Annotated in this window: 18 protein-coding genes; 4 read left to right on the forward strand and 14 right to left on the reverse strand. The window is 36.9% G+C overall.

What is annotated here, in order from left to right; translation table 11 throughout:
* Positions 1-62: 62 nt before the first annotated feature.
* From GZ63_RS0104780 to GZ63_RS0104820, 8 genes are all read right to left on the reverse strand, one after another.
* On the reverse strand, positions 63-818 hold the full coding sequence (locus GZ63_RS0104780; protein ID WP_029267388.1) for an iron ABC transporter ATP-binding protein: 756 nt from the start codon (positions 816-818) through the stop codon (positions 63-65).
* Positions 812-1,762, reverse strand: a complete 951-nt coding sequence (locus GZ63_RS0104785) for an iron chelate uptake ABC transporter family permease subunit (RefSeq protein ID WP_029267390.1) — start codon at positions 1,760-1,762, stop codon at positions 812-814. Before GZ63_RS0104785 ends, GZ63_RS0104780 begins: the two co-directional genes overlap by 7 nt.
* Positions 1,752-2,705, reverse strand: a complete 954-nt coding sequence (locus GZ63_RS0104790) for an ABC transporter permease (RefSeq protein ID WP_029267392.1) — start codon at positions 2,703-2,705, stop codon at positions 1,752-1,754. The genes GZ63_RS0104785 and GZ63_RS0104790 overlap by 11 nt, the downstream gene beginning before the upstream one ends.
* Before the next feature lie 222 nt (positions 2,706-2,927).
* Positions 2,928-3,653 carry a DsbA family oxidoreductase gene (locus GZ63_RS0104800; RefSeq protein ID WP_029267394.1) on the reverse strand — a complete coding sequence of 242 codons (726 nt, stop codon included), beginning with the start codon at positions 3,651-3,653 and terminating at the stop codon, positions 2,928-2,930.
* Between the two features lie 106 nt (positions 3,654-3,759).
* A complete protein-coding gene (locus GZ63_RS0104805) occupies positions 3,760-4,617 on the reverse strand; it encodes an MBL fold metallo-hydrolase (RefSeq protein WP_029267395.1) in 858 nt (285 codons plus the stop codon).
* A 127-nt stretch (positions 4,618-4,744) separates the two neighbouring features.
* Positions 4,745-5,791 (reverse strand): type 2 isopentenyl-diphosphate Delta-isomerase, encoded by a 1,047-nt coding sequence (gene fni, locus GZ63_RS0104810; RefSeq protein ID WP_029267397.1) that lies wholly within the window; start codon positions 5,789-5,791, stop codon positions 4,745-4,747.
* A gap of 143 nt (positions 5,792-5,934) precedes the next feature.
* Positions 5,935-6,228: a CotD family spore coat protein gene (locus GZ63_RS16380; protein ID WP_051681389.1), complete on the reverse strand. Its 294-nt coding sequence runs from the start codon at positions 6,226-6,228 to the stop codon at positions 5,935-5,937.
* A 140-nt stretch (positions 6,229-6,368) separates the two neighbouring features.
* Positions 6,369-7,193 carry an aldo/keto reductase gene (locus tag GZ63_RS0104820; protein ID WP_029267402.1) on the reverse strand — a complete coding sequence of 275 codons (825 nt, stop codon included), beginning with the start codon at positions 7,191-7,193 and terminating at the stop codon, positions 6,369-6,371.
* Between the two features lie 199 nt (positions 7,194-7,392).
* On the opposite strand from GZ63_RS0104820, the gene GZ63_RS0104825 reads away from it, so the two are divergent.
* Both GZ63_RS0104825 and bioB read left to right on the forward strand, forming a co-directional pair.
* The gene (locus GZ63_RS0104825; RefSeq protein WP_029267404.1) at positions 7,393-7,992 is read left to right on the forward strand and encodes a biotin transporter BioY; all 600 of its coding nucleotides are present in this window, start codon (positions 7,393-7,395) and stop codon (positions 7,990-7,992) included.
* Between the two features lie 20 nt (positions 7,993-8,012).
* A complete protein-coding gene (gene bioB, locus GZ63_RS0104830; RefSeq protein WP_029267406.1) occupies positions 8,013-9,005 on the forward strand; it encodes a biotin synthase BioB in 993 nt (330 codons plus the stop codon).
* Between the two features lie 83 nt (positions 9,006-9,088).
* Here bioB and GZ63_RS0104835 read toward each other — a convergent pair whose 3' ends face one another.
* Both GZ63_RS0104835 and GZ63_RS0104840 read right to left on the reverse strand, forming a co-directional pair.
* Positions 9,089-9,664, reverse strand: a complete 576-nt coding sequence (locus GZ63_RS0104835; protein WP_029267408.1) for a DNA-3-methyladenine glycosylase I — start codon at positions 9,662-9,664, stop codon at positions 9,089-9,091.
* Between the two features lie 3 nt (positions 9,665-9,667).
* On the reverse strand, positions 9,668-10,504 hold the full coding sequence (locus GZ63_RS0104840; protein ID WP_029267410.1) for a sulfurtransferase: 837 nt from the start codon (positions 10,502-10,504) through the stop codon (positions 9,668-9,670).
* A 123-nt stretch (positions 10,505-10,627) separates the two neighbouring features.
* On the opposite strand from GZ63_RS0104840, the gene pepT reads away from it, so the two are divergent.
* Together pepT and GZ63_RS0104850 are read left to right on the forward strand one after the other, a co-directional pair.
* The gene (gene pepT / locus GZ63_RS0104845) at positions 10,628-11,863 is read left to right on the forward strand and encodes a peptidase T (RefSeq protein ID WP_029267412.1); all 1,236 of its coding nucleotides are present in this window, start codon (positions 10,628-10,630) and stop codon (positions 11,861-11,863) included.
* A 99-nt stretch (positions 11,864-11,962) separates the two neighbouring features.
* A complete protein-coding gene (locus tag GZ63_RS0104850) occupies positions 11,963-12,982 on the forward strand; it encodes a M15 family metallopeptidase (RefSeq protein WP_029267414.1) in 1,020 nt (339 codons plus the stop codon).
* A 109-nt stretch (positions 12,983-13,091) separates the two neighbouring features.
* On the opposite strand, the gene GZ63_RS0104855 is transcribed toward GZ63_RS0104850, so the two are convergent.
* The 4 genes from GZ63_RS0104855 to GZ63_RS0104875 form a co-directional block, all read right to left on the reverse strand.
* Complete coding sequence (locus tag GZ63_RS0104855; protein ID WP_029267416.1) at positions 13,092-13,622, reverse strand: HD domain-containing protein; 531 nt, start codon at positions 13,620-13,622, stop codon at positions 13,092-13,094.
* A 156-nt stretch (positions 13,623-13,778) separates the two neighbouring features.
* On the reverse strand, positions 13,779-14,231 hold the full coding sequence (locus GZ63_RS0104860; protein ID WP_029267418.1) for a DUF2269 family protein: 453 nt from the start codon (positions 14,229-14,231) through the stop codon (positions 13,779-13,781).
* 217 nt (positions 14,232-14,448) lie between these two features.
* A complete protein-coding gene (locus GZ63_RS0104865) occupies positions 14,449-14,895 on the reverse strand; it encodes a nucleoside deaminase (RefSeq protein WP_029267420.1) in 447 nt (148 codons plus the stop codon).
* 65 nt (positions 14,896-14,960) lie between these two features.
* The gene (locus GZ63_RS0104875; protein WP_029267422.1) at positions 14,961-15,977 is read right to left on the reverse strand and encodes a PTS transporter subunit IIC; all 1,017 of its coding nucleotides are present in this window, start codon (positions 15,975-15,977) and stop codon (positions 14,961-14,963) included.
* Positions 15,978-16,581 lie beyond the last annotated feature (604 nt).

A 16,581-nucleotide genomic window follows, 5' to 3' on the forward strand; every position in this document is an offset into this window, starting at 1 on the left:
TTTTTTTATTTGATAGTGACAACAAACCTTCATTCCTATCCAGTCATGTAATTTTACTAGTGTTAGAAATAAACACAAATACGTTGGTCATCGATGTTTTTAATATTGATATCCATTTCATAAATATCTTTTAATACACATTCATCGATAACATCGCATGTTGGCCCTTGCTTTACAATTTTCCCATCTTTCAATGCCACAATTTGATCGGAATAGCAAGATGCAAAGTTAATATCATGAATCACAATAACAATTGTTTTTCCTAACTCATCAACCAGACGGCGAAGAGTTTTCATGATTTGTACAGAATGGCGCATATCCAAGTTATTAAGCGGCTCATCCAACATTATATATTCTGTATCTTGTGCGATAACCATTGCAATATGTGCGCGCTGACGCTGACCACCACTGAGTTCATCTAAGTATTTATCTTGCATATCGCGAAGTTCCATATAATCAATCGCTTGATCTACTTTTTCCCAGTCTTCCTTTTTCAATTTTCCTTGAGAATATGGGAAACGCCCAAATGAAACGAGCTCACGAATCGTTAATTTTAAATTAATGGAATTGGACTGCTTCAAAATAGATATTTTCTTTGCCAGATCTTTGCCTTTCGCTTTCGTAATATCCTTGCCATCAATCGTAATTTCGCCATCATCTTTCGCAATAAGACGACTGATCATTGAGATTAATGTACTCTTCCCAGCTCCATTGGGACCAATAAAAGAAGTAATTGTTCCTTTTTCTATTTTTACAGAAACATCCTCTACTACATTCTTTTTATTATATTTTTTAAATACACTTTTAATATCTACCATGATTTATTCTCCTTTAACAAAAGATATATAAAGTAGACGCCACCAATAAAGTTAATAATGACACTAATCGTTGTTTGAAATACGAAGACTTTCTCAACGATAAATTGCCCACCTAACAAAGCAATAATACTTATTAATATAGATCCAATAATAAGGTAAAAATGACGAAATGTTTTCAGGAATTCATAAGCAACGTTAACAACTAAAAGACCGAGAAACGTAATCGGGCCAATTAGTGCTGTAGCGATTGAAATAAGAATAGCTACAATGATCAGCAATCGTTTAACAACATAGTCATATGGGACGCCCAGATTAATAGCATCATCTTTTCCGAGCGCTAAAACATCAAGGTACTTGTTAAAACGTGCATAATACAAAGTAACAAGCAGCATGAGAGCGATCGATAAATAAACAAGGTCTGTATTCACGTTATTGATACTCGCAAACATGCGATCTTGCGCAACCATAAACTCGTTTGGGTCAATAAGTACTTGCATAAAGGAAGTGAGACTGCTGAAAAATGTCCCTAAGATCATTCCAATTAGTAAGAGAAAATAGATATTATTTTTTTCTCCCCTGAATAAAATTCGGAACAGAATGAGTGAAAATAAAGCCATAATCCCTACAGATACAAGATAATTAATATTACTATTCATCATTACAAGCGATTTTGACCCGAAAACAAAGATAATAAATGTTTGAATAAGTAAGTATAATGAATCAAGCCCCATAACACTCGGAGTCAATATACGATTATTTGTAATCGTCATAAAAATAGTTGTTGAAAATGCGATGGCTCCACCTGTTATGATAATTGCTACAACTTTAATAATTCTTCTTGGTAAGATATAGCCGATATTTCCACTTAAATCATAAAAAACATATAAGAGTGCTAAGATTGATGCAATTATTGCCAGGATGATCGTCTTCTTTTTATAACCCATATTTCCGTCTCCTTACTAACAGATAGATGAATATCCCACTACCGATAACCCCAACTGTCAGACTGATTGGAATCTCATACGGGTAAATGATAATCCTGCCAATGATATCGCATGTTAGAACAAAGACAGCCCCTAGCAATGCTGTATGTAATAAACTTTTTTTCAAATGGTCTCCTTGATAGATTGTCACTATATTTGGGATGATTAATCCTAAAAACGGTATCATTCCCACCGACAAAACAACAGATGCTGTAACCAGAGCCACAATAATTAGTCCAATGTTTACGACTTGCCTATAATTTAAACCTAAATTTCTAGAGAAATCCTCCCCCATACCTGCAATGGTAAATTTATTCGCATAAAAATAGGCGATCATTAGAATAGGTATACTGATAAACATTAACTCATAATTTCCGCTCATAATCATGGAAAAGTCACCTTGCATCCATGATGTCATATTTTGAATTAAATCATTTTTATAAGCGAAAAATGTTGAAATTGAGTTTATAATATTCCCAAACATTAAACCAACTAAAGGAATAAATATCGCATCTTTAAACTTGATCTTTTCTAGAATTTTCATAAAAACAAGCGTACCAAGAAGCGCAAATGCAAAAGATACTAACATTTTTTGTATTGGGCTTGCGGTAGTAAAAATCATTAGAGAAACAAGTACCCCAAGTCGGGCCGAATCCAGCGTTCCCGAAGTCGTTGGAGAAACGAATTTATTTTTACTTAGTTGTTGCATAATCAGCCCGCAAATACTCATGCTCATGCCAGCAATTAAAATACTAAAAAGCCTTGGCAATCTGCTAACAAGCAACACTTCCGCCTGATCGTCTGTTAAGTGAAAAATATCAAGTGGTGATACTTCAGACACACCTATAAATGTAGATGTAAAAGATAAAACTAGTAATGCAATAACTAAGTAACGTATTTTCATAAAAATGTCCTTCTCAATGAATTAATAATAATTATTATGTTTGAATGATTATAATTAATAATGATATTCATTATCAATTAGATTTAATTTGAGTATAGCACATTAAAAAATGAGATTCAATAAAATACATACGGTTTTTTAATAGATCATTAGAATAATAGTATTTTTGGACCAAATGAAAAAAGCCTTCTGAGTAGTTATTCAAGAAGACCTTTCGTATGTTCATTTATTTTCCTCCACTTTACAGCCTTCACCTGTACAATATGATGTTTCTAAATCTTTGGGGTTAAGATCATGAAGGAACGGTTTTTTGTTTTCATCAATCCATACCTTTTCAAGCACGTCTAAGAAAACCTCTGTCGGTTGCGCACCAGATACAGCATACTTATCATTAAATACGAAAAAAGGAACTCCTTTGACGCCAATTTCCCTTGCTTGTCTTTCTTCGGCACGTACAAGTGATGCAAAGTCATTTTCACCGAGTAACGCTGCTACTTCTTTCGAATTTAAACCTACCTCTTCTGCTAGTTCAACTAATGTTGCGTGATCAGCGATATGTCTGGTATCGGTAAAGTAAGCTTTCAATAATCGCTCTGTCATTTCCTTACCTTTTTCATTTGCCTCAGCATATTTAGCAACGCGATGAGCATCAAATGTATTTGTATGTATCATCGTGTCAAAATGGTACTTTAAACCTTCTTCAGCTGCTTGCTTTCCAATATCAGCGTTAGTAGCTTTTGCTTTTTCTACACCCATTCCATATTTACTTGCTAATAATTCATGGATACTTTTTTCTGGGTTCTTTTTTGCACATGGGTCCAACTGATAACTTTTATATTTAATCGTTATATGATCATCTTTATTAAAAGTTTTTAATGCCTTTTCAAACCGGCGCTTTCCTATATAGCAAAATGGACAGACAAAATCGGACCAAATATCTACTTTCATTTTGTTACACCTCATTTCTGTAAGTATTTTAGCATAGCCAATCCAGCTATAGATAATTTTGTGCTTAAGAAACGAGGTGCAGCAATATAATTCATAAGTCATATTTTTAGTGACTTCGGCGATCGACATAATGCCCATAATCTGGGATGGCGAGATGATTAAAATCTTTTACGAGCGTCACTAGACCTTGTTTAAGTTCTTCTCCCTCCATCATGACACCGTGTCCAGGAACTACTGTATTCGGATTGAGATCAGCTAATTTTTTTACTGATTCCCATGCCGCGTCCCAATCAGTTGTTAAATATCTTGGAGGTCCGTTTACTTCAGGGGTTTGCATTAGTACATTGTAAAATGAATCCTGTTTAACAGTAATAAAGGCATCTCCAGATAACAACATAGCATCTTTTTCTCTAAAAAAGGAGACATGGCCAGGAGAGTGTCCAGGAGTGTGAACCCATTTCCAATCAGGTAACCCGGGGACACTCTGGTCTGATGGCAAAGCTTTTACAGCTTGCCCCAAATTAATCGGTTCATTAGGGTACATAGGGGAAACTTTAGCCAGCATTCCGCCTTCAACCGTTGGATCCGGTTCAGGATAGCCTTTTTCTCCAGTTAAATAAGGCAACTCTAATTCATGTGCATAGACAGGCACATCCCACTCTTTAACCAAATCAACCAACCCACCGACATGATCAAAGTGACCGTGCGTTAATAAAATTGCTGTTGGTTTACTCTCCTCCCCAAAACGTTCAGCTACTACTGCGTAAATTTCTTCAGCTGATTGGGGTAAACCCGCGTCAACTAAAGCCCACTTCCCGTCCTTTGGGTGACCAATAAAGGAGATGTTTACAATTTGATCTGTATAGTAAGATACATCATTTGCTGCTTCTTCTTTCATTCGACTTGTTATCGACGTCATAGGGATAAATCTGCTATCCCTGCTTTCATGCATATTTTTATCCATATCTTATTTAAAACCTCCATTCTAAAGTAGTATATGGAGGTTAAAGAAAAATAATCGGACGTGTTCAAAACGAAATATTGCTTTTCATAACATTTTTTAACCATTGCTAAAGCAAACTTTAGCATTCCTATTCTAATAATGAGGTACCCATAATGCTGACTCGTTTTGTATCTTTTAATTCCTTTATTGTTTGGGCTCCAATACCAAACATGGTCATTTTCAATTCTAATTCAATTTGATCCATTGTTCTCATAACTTCCTCTTCCGATTCAGTTGCAGCCTGCAATAACTGACGAGCGAATCCGGTGATATCAGCCCCAAGGGTTATTGCCTTTGCAGCATCTAGTCCCGTTTTCATCCCTCCACTTGCAATTACTGGCGTATTCTCAAGCTTGCTTTTAACAGATACGATACAATCCTTGGTTGGAATGCCCCAGCTATTAAATGCTTCAGCCGCTCCTTTTTTAAGTTCGTCTTGGGACCTGAGCTTTTCCACTTGACTCCATGAGGTACCACCTGCACCCGCCACATCGATATAACTGATTCCCGCATCATATAATTGACGAGCAACTGTACCGTCAATCCCAAAACCTACTTCTTTCGCTCCCACTGGTACACTCAATTCCTTACATACCTTTTCTATTTTTGGCAAAAGATCTTTAAAGTTTAAATCCCCGCCATCTTGTACTACCTCTTGCAAACTGTTCAAATGCAAGACAATGGAATCAGCTCCTGTTAAATCAACAATCCGCTGGCAATGTTCTGCTCCATACCCATAATTAAATTGAACCGCACCAATGTTAGCAATTAATGGTACGGAAGGTGCTTGTTTACGGATTAAAAATGATTCCTGATGTGCATCACTTTCCAGTAACGCTCTTGTAGAGCCTAGTGCAATTGCCCATCCCTTCGCCTCAGCGGCCAGAGCTAAATTTTGATTTATCTTTGCCGCTAGCTCAGAACCGCCAGTCATGGAGCTAACTAAAAACGGAGCTCGCAGATTTTTGGATAAAAATTCAGTATCTAATTTGATATCAGAAAAGTTAATCTCTGGGAGCGCATTATGTATAAAGGAAATTCCTTCTAGTCCAGTTGTTTTATTTACACCCTCAACATTATCATCAAGGCATAATCGTATATGTTCCGTCTTACGCCTATTAATCCCTTCCTCCATATCAACACATCCTTTTTTAATCTATTATAAATCCTACAGACATCATACCAATAATTTGCTTCGTTGTAATGGACAAAGCATATTACTTAAGAGATGATTAACCAGCTCTTAAAATATTAGCACCACCAATTATTGTGCTTATATCAATCTTTTTTCATACCTGGATACATAGCACCTGCCACATCATTTCTAGATTGAGGAGAAAAAGTATTTCCTTTGTTTATATCAACGGACTCGGTGGAATTTTCAACTGATGTCGTATGAGGGTATACATGTTCATTTTTTACAACATGATGGTGTTTAATTGTTGTGTGTGAAGGATGCACATGTTGTACAGTTTCTTCTGTACAATGAAAGACAACATTTTCTTTTACAGGATAAACAATCGGACTCTTTGGTCTATGACACCGACACCAAGGATGACGATGTCGTCTCATAAATATGCCTCCCTTCTTATGATGGGTTACAATTAGCTTATTCATCTCTGTATCATTCAAATACCTAGTTCATCGTTTGCAAATAAAGTTTGGACGTAAAAAATGAGCTAAAAAAGACATGGATTTCTCCACGCCTTTTATTATCGTATATTCATTTCATTTGGGTCAGGGCCTTTACGCTCATTACGATTAAGATCTTCTATTTTGCCCATATCTCCTTCAGTCAATTCAAAATCAAAAACGTTAAAATTTTCTTCTATGCGCGCTGGGGTAACTGATTTTGGAATGACTATTACACCTGATTGGAGATGCCAGCGGATAATTACTTGTGCTGTCGTCTTTCCATGCTTTTTTGCTATTTCCTGTATTAGTGGGTCATTTAATGCTTTCCCTCCTTGATGCAGAGGACTCCAGGCCTCCACATATATGTCATGCTTCAAACAAAATTCTTTCAGTTCAGTTTGCTGTAGATAGGGATGACATTCTACTTGGTTTAAAACTGGCTTTACGTCACATTCATTTAAGATCCGCTGCAATTGTTCAACTGTAAAATTGCAAAGACCGATTGCTTTTACACAGCCGTCATTATATAACTTTTCTAATGCTTTATAAGTATCAATATAATCATCATACTTGGGTGTTGGCCAATGAATCAGATATAGGTCAATATAATCAAGACCTAACTTTTCTAAACTGGAATCAAATGCTTTTAATGTATTTTCATACCCATGATCACTATTCCAAACTTTCGTAGTAATGAATAATTCTTCTCGCGGAATACGGCTATCAGCTATTGCCTCTCCAACTCCCCTTTCATTTTCATAAACCTTTGCCGTATCAATTGATCGATAACCGACATTTAATGCCTTTTTAACCACTACCGCTACCTTTTCTTCTGGTACTTGCCAAACTCCAAAACCAAGTTGAGGCATTTTTAAAGCATTGTTTAAAGTGATGTATAGCATTGCATCGCTTCCTTTCTTTTCGTTAGCTGCGGCTAAGTTTACCATATGAGAGCGCTAGTAGGAAAATCTTTACATTTATAAAATCAAAATTATTTTAAAAAATTTGCAAATACGTGTGATTTTAAGAATATTATATGTTAATCTATATTTATGTTAACCATATGAAATTAAGGTTAACGATAAAGGGGGTTAAACTAGAATGAAAAAATCAAAATGGACACCTCTGAACATCACACTCGGCAGCTTATTTGTTGCTTTAACAGCAGTAGGATCCAATATTACATCCATTGCACCATTTCTGGTAGTTGGGGGTGTTCCTATCACATTGCAGACGTTCTTTGCAGTATTAGCGGGAATCGTTCTGGGAAGCAGGCTAGGAGCCTTTTCCATGTTTATTTATATGGTGCTTGGTTTAGCTGGGGCGCCTATTTTTGCACAATTTAAAGGCGGAATTGCTATGATTCTCTCCCCTACATTCGGTTTTATTATATCATTTATCCTCATTGCTTATGTTGCAGGGAAAATAGCAGAAAAGAAGCGAACCTTGCCGATGTATATTATTGCTGCACTAACAGGTACTGCCATCAACTATATCTTTGGAACCAACTGGATGTACGCAGCTTATTTATTTTGGTTCGAGGCTCCGGAAGGTTTCACCTATAAACTGGCATGGTTGTGGATGATTGTACCGCTGCCAAAAGATATTCTTCTTGCTATTTTTGCGGGTTCATTAGCTTACAGACTTGAAAAAATTACATTGATTAGCAGTAAAATCAAAAATCAAAGACATACTGCTTAATAATAAAGGAGTGGAAAATAATGTCTAAGTGGGATTTGTTAGCAACAAGTGTTATTGATGGTTTTGAGATCTCGGAGGAAGAAGCTTTAGAAATACTCGATTGTCCAAACGAAGAAATTCTTCAACTTTTAAATGGTGCTTACAAAGTTAGATATCACCACTTTGGAAACAAAGTAAAACTGAACATGATTATTAATACAAAGTCAGGCGCTTGTTCGGAAAACTGCGGTTACTGTGCACAATCAAGAGATTCATCGGCTCCAATTGAAAAATACCGAATGATGGATAAGGATTCTATTGTTAAAGGAGCAGAAAATGCGCACAAACTTAACTCAGGCACCTACTGTATTGTTGCTAGTGGGAGAGGGCCGACAGATCGCGAGCTAAACACGGTAATTTCCGCAGTTAAGGAAATAAAACAACAGTATAACATGAAAATATGTGCATGCCTTGGAATACTAAAACCTGGACAAGCACTTCAATTAAAAGAAGCGGGAGTGGATCGGTACAATCATAATCTTAATACCTCTAAAAACCATCATGCCAACATTACAACAAGCCACACGTATCAAGATCGTGTTGCTACAGTCAATAAGGCAAAAGAAGCGGGGATCTCTCCTTGTTCAGGCGTTATCGTCGGTATGAAAGAGTCCAAACTTGATGTCGTACATATGGCGTTAGCTCTAAAAGATTTAGATGCCGATTCTATCCCAGTTAATTTCCTGCATGCTATTGACGGAACAATGCTAGAAGGGACAAATGAACTTAACCCTATGTATTGTTTAAAAGTACTTGCATTATTCCGTTTTATGAATCCTACGAAAGAAATCAGAGTATCTGGTGGCCGGGAAGTTAATCTCAGAACACTGCAGCCTTTAAGTTTATATGCAGCTAACTCCATATTTGTTGGAGACTATTTAACAACTGCCGGTCAAGAAGGTACGAGAGACCATCAAATGCTTAAAGACATGGGATTTGAAATTGATTATGAATCCAGTGACATCCCCGTATAAAAGCAAGATATAGTGAGGTGTTCTTATAAGAAGGGAGGTTGAGCCATTTAAAATGAAACAACCTCTCTTCTTCTATTCTTTTACTATGGATTACTTTTCTTTTTATGATATAAAAAACAATCTTTTGTATGATCATTGACCATCCCTGTTGCTTGCATAAACGCATAACAGATCGTTGGTCCTACAAATTTAAAGCCCCGCTTTTTTAGATCTTTGCTCATTTGCTCTGATTCTTTTGTCAAAGCAGGCACTTCATCATGGGTTTCCCAGTTATTTAAAATGGGCTCCCCGCCGACAAACCGCCAAATATAATGATCAAAGCTGCCAAACTCTTCTTGAATGCGTAAAAAAGCTTGCGCATTCGTAATAACAGAACGAACCTTGCGTTTGTTGCGGATAATCCCTTCGTCCCGCAGTAAGTCTTGTATTTTTTCCTCGCTATACATACTTATAGTCTTTGGATCAAAATTATCAAAAGCAGTCCGGTAATTTTCCCTACGCTTTAAAATTGTTATCCAGCTTAATCCAGCTTGCGCACCCTCAAGTGTGATCATTTCAAATAGCTTTTGATCATCATGAGTTGGAATACCCCATTCAACATCATGGTATTTGATATAAAGTGGGTCTTCTGTTACCCACGCACAACGCTTGTTTCGCATCGTCTACTCTTCCTTTGTTTCTATTTTATTTTCATCATAGGAGATCCAATCACTAAAGCTACCAGGATATAATTTAACATTCTGGAAACCAGCTATTTTTAAAGCCATGATGTTTGGACATGCAGATACCCCAGACCCACATGACACAATAACTTCATTGTCCTTATCTAATTGCTCAAAATGACGATCTAATTCATCCTTATTTTTCCATTTTCCGTGATTTGTTAAAACATCTTTCCAAAAATAGTTTTTTGCGCCCGGAATATGGCCTGCCCGCTTATACCTTGTTTCTTGTTGACCTAAGTATCTATCTTTAGCCCTGGAATCAATGAGAACTGTTTCCTCCTTTTTTTCCTTTACGTCTTGTATATCAACTACTTCATCCGTACGCAACGCTGGTTTAAATTCTTTCGCCGTAAGTTTAGGGAGATCAGTTGTCACTTCATTGCCATTTGCTATCCACTCGTTATAACCGCCTTCAAGCACATATACTTTTTCATGTCCAATATAATGGAGCAGCCACCAGCATCTTGCAGCGAACATATCATTGTGCTGATCATAAACAACTACGGTAGTGTCATTGTCAATTCCAATATGACCTATTTTTGCAACAAAGGTATCTATATCTGGTAAGGGGTGACTCCCTCCATGTTTCGCAATTCTTCCTGATAAATCCTTATCTAGATCCAAATAAACTGCACCTGGAATATGCCCATCCAAATAAGCCTTTCTCCCTGCATCTGGATCATTTAATTGAAAACGGGCATCAATAATCATCGTATTGTTTTGATCATTTTGTAATCGTCGCTTCAAACGATCAACCGTTATAATAGAAGACATGAAATCCCTCCATTTTATTTCAATGTTATTTTCTTCTTCCATCATACATCTTAAAGAACATTCTATATAGAAAAACAACTCGATATGATACGATAGAGATAAATTATAATGGGAGTTGTTATCATGAAAAAAGAACTTATCGACCGTTTTGTTACATATGCGAAAATCGATACACAATCCAATGATGATAATGATAATACACCTTCTACACCAGGACAATTGGAACTGGCCAAAGTGCTGATAGCCGAACTGAAGGAAATTGGTATGCGGGATGTGTCCATGGATGATTATGGATACGTGATGGCTACACTTCCTTCAAATACAGATAAAAACGTACCAACAATTGGCTTTTTAGCACACCTGGATACCGCAACCGATTTCACAGGTAAAGATGTAAAACCACAGGTAATAGAAAGTTTTGATGGGAATGACATTGTACTAAATAAAGAATTGGATGTTGTTTTATCAGCAGCTGATTTTCCTGAATTACCTACATACAAAGGGCACACATTGATTACAACCGATGGGACAACTTTACTTGGAGCGGATAACAAAGCTGGGATTACTGAAATTATGACCGCGATGGCCTATTTGATTAATCATCCAGAAATTAAACATGGACCGATTCGCATCGCCTTTACTCCGGATGAAGAAATTGGCCGGGGTCCGCATAAATTTGATGTAAGCCGTTTCAATGCTTCATACGCGTATACCGTTGACGGTGGACCACTTGGCGAATTACAGTATGAAAGTTTTAATGCTGCAGCTGCTCGTGTAACCTTTAAAGGAAACAGTGTTCATCCTGGTACAGCAAAAGATAAAATGATTAATGCAGGGAAAATAGCTGCTGAATTTATCAGCAAATTCCCGGAGCTGGAGACACCTGAACATACTTCATCCTATGAGGGATTCTTTCATTTAATGGCCGTAAACGGTGATGTTGAAAAGGCGGAAGTAATTTATATTATACGTGACTTTGATAAAGAAAAATTTGCCAAAAGAAAACAGTTGGTGGAAAACTTTGTGAATGACATTAAAGAGAAATATAATGAAACATGCGTCCACTTAGAAATGGTCGATCAGTATTATAATATGCGTGAAAAAATTGAACCTGTTAAAGAAATTGTTAATATTGCCCATCGAGCGATGACAAATTTGGACATCCGTCCCATTGTACAACCAATTCGCGGAGGTACAGATGGTTCACAGCTTTCTTATATGGGACTTCCAACACCTAACATCTTTACAGGAGGAGAAAACTTTCACGGAAAGTTTGAGTATATTTCCGTTGATAATATGGAAAAAGCAACAAACGTTATTATAGAGATTTGTCAATTATTTGCTAAAAAAGAGTATTAACAATAATTGATTCTTGCAGCAACTAATGAGAAAATATAACCTATGAAATGAAAAAGAAACTATCATTCTACATGAATTTTGATCGGAGAGCGAGAAACAATGTCTACGAAAAGTTTGAAGATGTTTATCCTTGCTGCATCGCTTTTATTTATCACTGCATGCAGTAGCCCAGCCAATAGTACGGACGAAGAGAATCATACAGACTCTCGTACAACTGCGGAGGAATTAAACAAAAACGAAAAGCAAGATCTACCTGATAAAACGCTGCAAAAGGGAGATCAAGATAAATCTGTTCAACATCTCCAAGCGGCTTTGAAAGAAATCAACTATCCAATTGAAGCAAATGGAAAATTTGATGCAGAAACCACTTGGGCAATTACGGATATCCAACTACAGCTGGATGATCTCGATATAACCGGTATATATGATATGGATACAAAAGAAGCCATTAATAAAGCTGTTAAAGATAAGCAAGAAATAAATCCAGGATCAGGACTTAAACAGCCTGAAAAGGACAGCGGTGCAAAGGATAAAACGGTAGCAAACCCATATGAAATTTTATCCGTTGTAAATAAACAAAGTGCATTGCCTGCAGACTACACACCGGTGGATCTCGTTGTACCAGATATTCCTTTCCCTTTTACGGAAGATTTGCCAAAAAAACAAATGAGGAAAGTTGCTGCAAAGGCTTTAGAAGAAATGTTTGAGGCTAGTGAGGAAGCAGGGCTGGATTTAGTTGCGCAATCAGGGTATAGATCGTTTGAAAGACAGGAAGCTATTTTTGCATCTAATTCACAAGAACATGGTAAAGAAGCTGCAAACAATTTTAGTGCAAGAGCTGGTGAAAGTGAACATCAGACTGGTTTAACAATGGATGTAACAACACCAAGTATTGAAAATCAATTAATCATAGAATTTGGGGAGACAGAGGAAGGTAAATGGCTTCAACAGCACGCAGCAGATTATGGATATATTATCCGTTATCCGAAAGGAAAAGAAGATATTACAAACTACCAATACGAACCATGGCATATACGTTATGTCGGCAAAAAAGCAGCCAAAGAAATCATGATTAATGAGTTAACATTAGAAGAATATATAGAAAAAATCACAAACTAGTAATCTATAATCATTTTCATTCGTTTAAGTAGGGGATGTACTATCTTCTACTTTTTTTCTATCTATGTAAAAACAGGAGCCGTGTTATGTATTGCGTGAGAAGTGATTCTCACACAATTTTTTGAGATAAATTCTTTTCTTCTGCAATACATTTATCTAGTGCACGAATACATTCTAATGCCTGATCACTGTCAATTTTCCTGTAATGATGACTTCCTCCATCCTCTTCATCCGCTTCATCTGCTAATGTGACGACCTGCTGCAATGGCGTTAATTTTAACTCCCCGGCTGGCAAGTAGGAGTCCGTATGCAATAGAATTGCAACCGCGATTTCTTTAGCCGCATGCCGGTCTTCACCTATTCGAATCAACAATTTGTGCGCACGGCTAGCTCCTTTAATCGCATGAATATCATTTTCTTTATACAAATCATAATCCCACTCACCATTTCGATACCATGTAAAGTGACCAACATCATGAAGCAATCCTGCCTTTGCCGCATGGTCTGGATTAATACGGTACTTTTTCGCAAACATAAAGGCGTTTTCTGCCACGGCTATTGCATGGGCAACTCCGGAACGCTTTAAATACTTCTGTGTAATGGGATGCAAAAAAATTTGCTCCAATGTTACATTTTTCATCTTTAAGCACTCCTTTCACTTACCTTCATTTGTTGAAACAAATCCTCGATAGTGAGGGAATTCTACCCCATTAACTAAAAATATATTGTTTAAAAATATAGCATGATCTATTTTCTTTTGCAACAAGCGATTGTCTTTTTCGGCAATAAAATTTAATTAAAATGGTTTTAATATCATTAATGCGATGATCACAATTAATATTAAATTTGTAATGCGTTCATACAAAAATAATTGTTTTGACAAATGATAATATTTTTCAGGTATTTCTTCACCCCGGTATCTTTTTAGAATCTCTTTTATCGGTTTTAACCTTGGGGCTAGCAACGCAGGTCCGAAGCCAAGTACAATCATAAAAAGAATGAAACTAATAATATACCAGCCCTGGTGAAATAAATAGGTATTCATCAACCCCATCCATATTCCTGTAATTAATAAGAGTGCTCCTCCTATCATAATGAATACATGTATACGTTTTCTAAGTCTATAAGCATGTTTCAATTCTGTCATGTTAGATGCTTTTGTAACAATATAAGTCATAACAAACCCCGGACCTACTCCTATAATAGCTGAAAAAACATGAATAAAGACAAGATAATCGTAAAATGACATTTTGTTAACCTCCAAATTAATTTCACCCGTGTCCCTATGACCATACATGATTTTGTCTTATTCACGTTGTGATGTTTTCCACATTTCCCATGGACTTTTTAACAAAATGATGGCTTTTTATTTTTTAAAGGAATGTAGCAATTTTCATTATCTCAACCTCAAAAATAACACAAATAAGAGGCTGTCTCTGTTCGCTTGCTATGAGACAGCCTTTCTTTTACTTCCTCCACAGTTTCATCGGGTCTTCTTGTCCATCTTTTAAAGGCATATGTTCCATTTTAATAGAACGCTCAAGTCTTTCTCGCTGCAACTCTTTATAAATCATTGCCGATTTGCCTAATCCCGATTGTGCTGCCTGTTCGATCGAAGCACAATAGTATACTATTTCTATCCCCGCAAAATACATTGCAGTCAGACACATGGGACAGGGCTCTCCACTAGCATACATCGTATATGCAGATAAATCATCGGTCTTAAGTTTTCTTTGCGCACGACGAATAGCTAGCAATTCCGCATGCCCACTTACATCATGTGTTTTATGCAGTTCATTTACTCCCTCAGTGAAAATTTCATTGTCTTTCATCAGAACTGCTCCAAAGGGTTGTTCACCATCCTGCACATTATCAAAAGCTAATTGTACTGCTCGTTCCATGAATTTATCCAATATGAGCCCCCCACATTCCTATTATTAGCATTATTTTACAAGGAAGAAAGGCTTTAGACAAATGATTATTCATACTCTATCTTCATATCTCCTGGCTTAATCCATCCTTTTTTTCTGAATCCAAATGCAATAATCCAGCTAATGAACGCTGGAGCAATCATGTGTAAAATGATCATACTCCATAATACATTCATCGAAAAACCCATCGATTCAAAGGTCATAATTTGCCCAACAAATCCGCTTGTTCCCATTCCTGCGCCTAAGGCATTGTTTTCCAGCCCGAGCCATACGGTGGAAAAAGGCGCCAAAATAGCTCCAGCAATAGTTGGAGGCAGAATAATAATGGGTTTTTTTAAAATATTGGCAACTTGTAGCATGGATGTCCCAATTCCTTGAGCCAAAAATCCACCTATTCCATTGTCACGGTAACTAATCACCGCAAATCCAACCATTTGTGCTGCACAACCAACAGTAGCAGCCCCAGCAGAAAGCCCATCTAAAGATAGCATAATTGCAATAGCCAAGCTGGAAATTGGGGCCGTTAATCCCCATCCCATTAGTACAGCAACCAGTATTCCCATAATAAATGGCTGTTGCATGGTTGACCAATTAATGATCTCTCCGAACCAAACCATAAATGTATTAATCGGTGGTCCTATAAATGTTCCTGTTAAATAGCCTACCAAAATAGTTACAAATGGGGTGATTAAAATATCAATTCGGGTCGTTTTATAGACGATTTTACCAATCTCACAAGCAAGTAAAGTCGTCACATAGCTTCCTGCAGGTCCGCCTAATTCTGCACCAAATGCACCAGCATATAAAGTAGACAATAATACAAGCGGCGGAGCCTTTAAACCATAAGCAATGGCTACACCTATCGCACCTCCCATAATCTTCGTTTCCATTGCAAAGCTTCCCATATCGATAAGGAATGATCTTTCTAATTGTTCACCGGCTGTTTTAATAATTAACCCAATGATTAAAGAGGAAAACAAACCAAGTGCCATATAACTCAGGGCAGTAATAAAGTATTCTCTTAGCGATAAAGAGACTCCCTTTTTATGTAAAAAATCCTTCAAGCATATTCCTCCTCTCCTCGTATAGTATATTTAGGCATTGTTTTCTGCCTATTTGATCTGATTCATTTATGAATGATACAAGCTGTTATAACTCCGTTACCTTTCACTACAGGCGGACTTTCCGCGGGCATGGCTTGAGCCCTCCTCGCTCACAAAAATCGTGCGCTGTGGGGTCTCAAGACTCATGCTATTCCCACTGGAGTCGTCGCCTTTCGTTCAAGGTAACTCAGTTTGTGCATGCCTTCATAAAAACATTAATCACCTAAGTCACATATCAATCTCTTGGACGCTCTGGGATATTCCTAGAAAATGGTCTTAGGATCATTTGGGGCATAATTCGCACATTTGAGAAACAAATCAAAGAACTAATTTACACGGCCCAAAGGAGCGTCAATACATGAAGCATAATTAGCTTCTAATCCTATGAATAATTTCTAGTGTTTTACATATATTTACTGGAGTTGGTTAGTGTTGCCTTTTTTAAGCAAATTGTACCTTGATAACTAAAAAACTATTTAATTTTCACTTGACATACTACCGCAGGTCTTTTAATCCCATCCTAATTATCTTCATACTATTTTCTATTATTACGTGACTTATTTCT

The sequence above is a fragment of the Virgibacillus alimentarius genome (genome assembly GCF_000709085.1).
GTDB classification, from domain to species: Bacteria; Bacillota; Bacilli; order Bacillales; family Amphibacillaceae; genus Virgibacillus_B; species Virgibacillus_B alimentarius.